A 6,323-nucleotide genomic window follows, 5' to 3' on the forward strand; every position below is an offset into this window, starting at 1 on the left:
CTACTCCTCGTTTGAAAGTCTAATTAGTGCGTTTGTTAAAATTTTTGTTGCAGAAACGGCGTCTTTAAAATTTATCGCCTCTTTGGTGTTGTGGCTGATACCATCAACACAAGGGATAAAGAGCATGCCAACACTGCTTGCAAGCTTTGTTAAATTCATCGCATCATGCCCTGCCCCACTTGGCAAAGTAAGTGTTTTTACACCAAGTTTTTTGGCTTCATCTTCAAGTAAATTTATAGCGTGCTCGCTTAGTTTTACTGGCTCGTCGCTACTTAGCTCTCTTATCTCGTAGCTAAATTTTAGCTCACAGCTTAGCTCGTCCACGAAATTTCTAAGCTCTAAATTTAGCTCTTCAAGGCTAACTTTGTCGATATCTCTTAGATCAACGCCTAGCCTAGCCTCGCCTGGCACGACGTTTAAAACGCCTGGCTTTGCATGCACGTAGCCAACGGTCGCGACGGCTGTTTTTTTATTTTTAGCAAATTCATTTGCAGCGATTATGATGTGTGAGGCGGCAAGCAGGGCGTCACTGCGCATATTCATCGGAGTTGCACCGCTGTGATCAGCTTTGCCACGTATAGTGATCTCAAATCTAATAGGCGCAGCGATACCACTTACCACGCCAACGCTTATAGCACTTCGCTCAAGCACTGGGCCTTGCTCGATGTGAAGCTCTAAGTATGCGTGTAGGGAGTTTTCTTTTAGGATGGCTTCATCTAAATTTTGTGGTTTAAACCCAGCTGCACTCATCGCCTCAAAAAGTGAAATTCCATCTTCATCTTTTAGCTCATGAAGCCTTTGCTGGCTTAGTTTGCCGCTTATTATCTTGCTGCCGATAGTGGCCGTCTTAAAGCGGCTTGACTCCTCACAGCTAAAATTTATGAGCCAAAGTGGGCGCTTTAGCTTGATGCCAGCCTCTTTTATCGCCATTAGCGCTTCAAGCCCAGCCATGACTCCAAGTGTGCCGTCATAAAAGCCGCCATTTGGCACGCTATCTATGTGAGAGCCCACGCAAACTGGCTTCGCGCCTAGCTCACAACCCTCATCATAGATGGCATAGATGTTGCCAACATTGTCAATTTTAAGTTTAAAGCCATTTTTTTCTATCAAATTTATAAGAAATTCTCTTGCTTCAAGGTCCTCTTTGCTAAAGGCTAGCCTTGTTAGCCCACCACCTTTTAGCGCTCCAAACTCGCTTATAGCGTTAAAATTTCTCTCAAATCTTTTAGCGTCTATCATCATAAATCCTTAAAATATAAAGCCAATCTTAAAAAGATTTATTACTTTAAGCATTTTACATTTTATTTTATGATTTGAAGCTGAAAAAGTGTGAGTTTTTAAATTTTATAAAGCTGAGTCTTGAGATCTTTGATGATAAATAGCAGTTTTTCTAAAATTTCTATCTTATTTGGGTTGTCAGAGCCTTTTAAAATTTGCTGTTCATTCTCATAAAAGGCGATTTGCATATTTAAAATAGCCTTTTGCAAAGTAGTTGGGTCGGTGATTTCATGGATCTTTTCGTCCATTAAAATTTCTCTAACCATCTCCTCATCGCTCACGTCGTATCTATAAAGGATGGCGTTTAGATACTCAGGATGCTTTATAAAGTATCTAGCCCCAAGCTTTGAGAGTATCTCATCTCTGTAGTTTGGGTTATTTAGCATGGTTTTAAAAAGCGCAAACTCAAGTGGATCTTTGTTCATCACAGCTGGCACCTCATCTACCATGACAGAGTTGCTAAATTCATCTTTATCTTTTTTTCTAAACTCTCTTTTAAATTTAGCTTCATTTTTTGGCTTCTGCTTTAGCCCAAACCTATCTGCCACGCTTTGTGGAGTTAGGTTAAATCTTGCCGCTACCTCTGTTACATACGAGCTTGCTATCTCCTCTCCAAGCTCGTCCATATAGGCTTTTATCTCGCTTAGGCAGTTATCTCTTTGCATTGAGCGAGTGATGTCATACTTTTGCATGATCTTTTCTATGTAAAATTTCACCGCATCCTCGCCAGAGCCAAAGAGCTCTTTTAGCTCCTTTATCTTACCTGCAAAGACCATATCAGCAGGATCTGCGCCGTTACTTATGATGACTACTTTTGTATCTATCTTATTTATGCTTAGCAGGTGAGCCGACTTTATGGCTGCATTTATACCAGCGCCATCTCCGTCAAAGCAAAGCACCACGCTTATCTCGCCTCTTTTTAAAAGTGGCAAGTGGCTTGTAGTAAGTGCTGTGCCAAGCACGGCAACAGCGTTTGTAAAGCCAGCGTAGTGAAGCATGATGACGTCTAGATAGCCCTCAGTTATTATTATCTGATTTTTCTCAAATATGCTTTGTCTAGCAAGGTAGTAGCCATAGAGTAGCTTTGACTTATCAAATACCGCACTTTGAGGCGAATTTACATATTTTGCAGGGTGATCTGAGATCGTCCTACCGCCAAAGCCAACTAGCCTTGTGGTGTGCGAGTAGATAGGAAATGTTATGCGCTCGATGAAACTAGCGTAAATTCCCTTCTCATTTTGCTTTACGATGCCAACTTCAAGTGCCTCTTTGGGCTCTATGTTTTCATTTTGCAAAAGTCTAATGGTACTTTTACTATCCCCAGCCCAGCCAAGCTCAAATTTCTCGATCATAGCGTCATTTATACCGCGCGACTTGATATATCTAAGCGCTGCTTCGTTTTTGTAAAACTCACTTCTGTAAAAGGCATTTACCTTTTCTAAAATGTGCTTATTTTCTTTTTGCGTTGGCACCTTGTCGTTTGTGTATTCAAGGCTGAAATTTGAAATTTGAGCGATCTTTTCTATCGCCTCTGGGTAGGTTAGCTTTTCATAATCCATCACAAATTTAACCGCATCTCCGCCAGCCTTGCAGGCAAAGCAGTGATACATCTGCTTGTTTTGATTTATGCTCATGCTCGGGTTTTTGTCGTCGTGAAACGGACATACACACTTATAGCTTGAGCCCATCTTTTTAACAGGGATATACTGCTCGATGATATTAACAATGTCTATTTGGTTTTTTAATTTTTCAATGGATTTTGGATCTATCATAAGCAAAATTATACAACTGCTTTGTTATAATTAAAGTAAAATTTTATTACAAAGTGCTAGCGTGGATATTTTTTTCATTGGACACAGAGATCCGATATTTAGCCTTATTATTCTATTTAGTATCATCTTGATGATCGCCGCTTTAAGCTATGCTTGGGGCATATTTTCTAGCAAAGATGAAAAAAAACGCATCGAGAAATTTATAAAGAAATTTGACAGCAAAGATGGCATAAGCAACGAGCACAAGCAGATGCTAAAAAGCCCAGAAGTAGATATACCAAGCCTTAGCATGCTAGGTCAGACCTTTGCTAAAAACGGTGACTTTGAAAAATCGATCGGCGTCTATCTAATCGCACTTGAAAAGGTAAAAGATAAAAACGAGAAGGAATTTATCCTAAACGAGCTTGGAGAGGTATATTTTAAGGCTGGATTTTTAAAAAAAGCTAGCGAAATCTTTGAAAAAGCGCTCGAGCTAAGCCCTAGAAACGTCCTCGCACTGCGCTTTTTAACGATGATAGATGAGAAGCTTAAAAACTATAAAGAAGCGCTTTATGCACTAAATTCTCTTGAAGAGCTTGGGGCAAATGTAAAAGATCAAAAGGCCTATATAAAGGCGATTAGCACGCTTGATGATAGAAATTTAAGCTTTAGCGAAAAGGTGGAAATTCTCTCGCACCTCAGCCAAAATTTTGAGCTTTTAAAGCGCATGATCTTAGCACTTTTCATAAGACACAATGAAAATTTAGAAAATTTAAAAGATTTTGCCAAATTTGAAGATGTGCTAGACCTGCTTTACAACCTAAAAACGCCTATAAATTTAAGCGATCCAAAATATAAATCCCTCTTTTACGCAAAGGGCGAAATAGACGAGCCATGTGAAATTTACGGCTTTGAGCTAAATGCCATAAAAAGGCTAAAAGATGCTAAATTTGACGCGGCTGGGCTAAGCTTTAACTACGTTTGCAAAAACTGCAAAAACTCATTTCCTATGCACTTTTACCGCTGTCCGGTCTGTCACGAGCTAGGAAGTGTGAAAATTTTATCCCACATCACAGAAAAATCAAGTGAAGATAGTAACACTTTTTAGCGACGGCTCGTGCCTTGGAAACCCTGGAGCTGGCGGCTGGGCATACATTTTGAGATATAACGAAGCGCAGAAAAAAGCAAGTGGTGGCGAGGCATATACGACAAATAACCAAATGGAGCTAAAAGCTGCGATAATGGGGCTAAAAGCGCTAAAAGAGCCTTGCGAGGTAAGGCTAATAACCGATAGCTCATACGTGGCAAATAGCATAAATGAGTGGCTTGCAAACTGGCAAAAGAGAAATTTCAAAAATGTAAAAAATGTCGAACTTTGGCAGGAGTATTTAGAGATTTCGAAGCCACATAAAGTCGTAGCTAGCTGGGTTAAGGGGCATGCTGGGCACCCTGAAAATGAGGAGTGCGACCAGATGGCAAGAAACGAGGCATTAAGAATAAAAGATGAGAATAAAATATGAAAAATTTAGAAGAATTTGAACGTAATCTTGGCTATAAATTTAAAAAATCTGAGCTTTTAGAAGAGGCGCTAACGCACAAGAGTACCAAGCAGGCGTTAAATAACGAGAGGCTCGAGTTTTTGGGTGATGCGGTGATGGATCTACTCGTGGCTGAGTATCTTTTTAAGAAATTTAGCAAGATCGCAGAGGGCGACATGAGCAAACTTCGTGCCGCACTTGTCAATGAAAAAAGCTTTGCAAATATGGCTAGACGGCTAAATATGGGCGAGTTTTTAAGACTTAGCCAAGCTGAGGAAAACAACGGCGGCAGAGAGAAAGATAGCATTTTAAGCGACGCATTTGAGGCGGTGATGGGGGCTATCTACCTAGAGGCTGGACTTGATAAAGTGCGAGAAATTTCGATCACTCTGCTTGAGCTTTGCTATCCGCAGATCGACTTTGCGCACCTTGAAAAGGACTACAAAACAGCCCTTCAAGAGGTCACTCAAGCAACCCTTGGTGTCATACCAACATACGAGCTCATCGGCTCATTTGGACCTGATCACAAGAAAGAATTTGAGATAGCTCTGCTACTAAATGGCAAGGAAATTTCACGTGCTGTTGGAAGCTCCAAAAAGCAAGCCCAGCAGCTCGCAGCAAAGATAGCGCTAGAAAAAATCAAAAAATAGGATAAATTTTGAATACATTTGGCAAAAAACTAACCTTAACTAGCTTTGGCGAGAGCCATGGAGTGGCCATTGGCGGTGTGATAGACAGCCTGCCAGCTGGGCTAAAGATCGATGCAGACTTCATCCAAAGTGAGCTTGACAAACGTCGCCCTGGGCAAAGTAGCTTCACAACGGCAAGAGACGAGGCTGATAAGATAGAAATTTTTAGCGGCGTTTTTGATGGCATGAGCACCGGAGCGCCGATAGGTTTTGCCATTTTTAACAACAACCAAAAGTCAAATGACTATGAAAATTTACGTGAGATTTTCCGTCCTGGACATGCTGACCTTACCTATTTTAAAAAATATGGCATTAGAGATCATAGAGGTGGCGGGCGTGCAAGTGCCAGAGAGACTGCAGTAAGGGTCGCTGGCGGGGCATTTGCGCAGCTACTTTTAAATGAGCTTAAGATAGAAGTTTTAAGCGGCGTGCTTGGCATCGGCAGGGTCATTAGTGACAAGGCTGATTTTACTTTTGCACAAAATTCGCAAATTTACGCCCTTGGCAACGAAGAGGCGATGAAAGAGGCGGTTAGTAAGGCTAGAAGCGAGCACGATAGCGTAGGGGCCGTGGTTTTAAGCGTGGCTAAAGGCGTGCCAGCTGGTCTTGGCGAGCCACTTTATGATAGGCTAGATAGCGCTCTAGCGGCGGCCTTAATGGGCATAAACGGCGTAAAAGCCGTAGAGATCGGCGCTGGCGTAAATGTAAGCTCTATGCTTGGCTCAGCAAACAACGACGAGATGGACGAGCTTGGCTTTTTAAGTAACAACGCTGGGGGCATACTTGGTGGCATAAGTAGCGGTGCTGAAATCGTGCTAAAGAGCCATTTTAAGCCAACACCTTCGATATTTAAAGAGCAAAAGACGCTAAATTTAGCTGGCGAGGCGGTGGATTTTGAGCTAAGAGGCAGGCATGATCCTTGCATAGGCATACGTGGCAGTGTCGTCGCAACCGCGATGATAAGGCTAGTTATCGCTGATATGCTCCTACTAAATGCAAGCACGAAGCTTGAAAATTTAAAGAAAATTTACTAATAAAACTGATGCTTGTTTGTTTGGTGCTTATGA

The 6,323-nt window shown here is 41.6% G+C and carries 6 protein-coding genes; 4 read left to right on the plus strand and 2 right to left on the minus strand.

Annotation, left to right across the window (positions count from 1 at the left end; translation table 11 throughout):
- Together F3G86_RS04090 and dnaG are read right to left on the minus strand one after the other, a co-directional pair.
- Complete coding sequence (locus tag F3G86_RS04090; RefSeq protein WP_149723063.1) at positions 1-1,239, minus strand: M20 family metallo-hydrolase; 1,239 nt, start codon at positions 1,237-1,239, stop codon at positions 1-3.
- Positions 1,240-1,337: 98 nt separating this feature from the next.
- Positions 1,338-3,050 (minus strand): DNA primase, encoded by a 1,713-nt coding sequence (gene dnaG, locus F3G86_RS04095; RefSeq protein WP_188116426.1) that lies wholly within the window; start codon positions 3,048-3,050, stop codon positions 1,338-1,340.
- Between the two features lie 61 nt (positions 3,051-3,111).
- Between dnaG and F3G86_RS04100 the strand changes: the two genes are divergently transcribed.
- From F3G86_RS04100 to aroC, 4 genes are read left to right on the plus strand one after another with little or no spacing between them, the layout of a single operon-like run.
- Positions 3,112-4,137 (plus strand): tetratricopeptide repeat protein, encoded by a 1,026-nt coding sequence (locus F3G86_RS04100; protein WP_149723065.1) that lies wholly within the window; start codon positions 3,112-3,114, stop codon positions 4,135-4,137.
- Positions 4,115-4,549, plus strand: a complete 435-nt coding sequence (gene rnhA, locus F3G86_RS04105; RefSeq protein WP_103570385.1) for a ribonuclease HI — start codon at positions 4,115-4,117, stop codon at positions 4,547-4,549. The genes F3G86_RS04100 and rnhA overlap by 23 nt, the downstream gene beginning before the upstream one ends.
- Complete coding sequence (gene rnc, locus F3G86_RS04110; RefSeq protein ID WP_149723066.1) at positions 4,546-5,217, plus strand: ribonuclease III; 672 nt, start codon at positions 4,546-4,548, stop codon at positions 5,215-5,217. The genes rnhA and rnc overlap by 4 nt, the downstream gene beginning before the upstream one ends.
- Before the next feature lie 8 nt (positions 5,218-5,225).
- A complete protein-coding gene (gene aroC, locus F3G86_RS04115; protein WP_149723067.1) occupies positions 5,226-6,290 on the plus strand; it encodes a chorismate synthase in 1,065 nt (354 codons plus the stop codon).
- Positions 6,291-6,323: the final 33 nt, after the last annotated feature.

This window comes from Campylobacter concisus, from assembly GCF_902460595.1.
Taxonomy (GTDB): domain Bacteria; phylum Campylobacterota; class Campylobacteria; order Campylobacterales; family Campylobacteraceae; genus Campylobacter_A; species Campylobacter_A concisus_BL.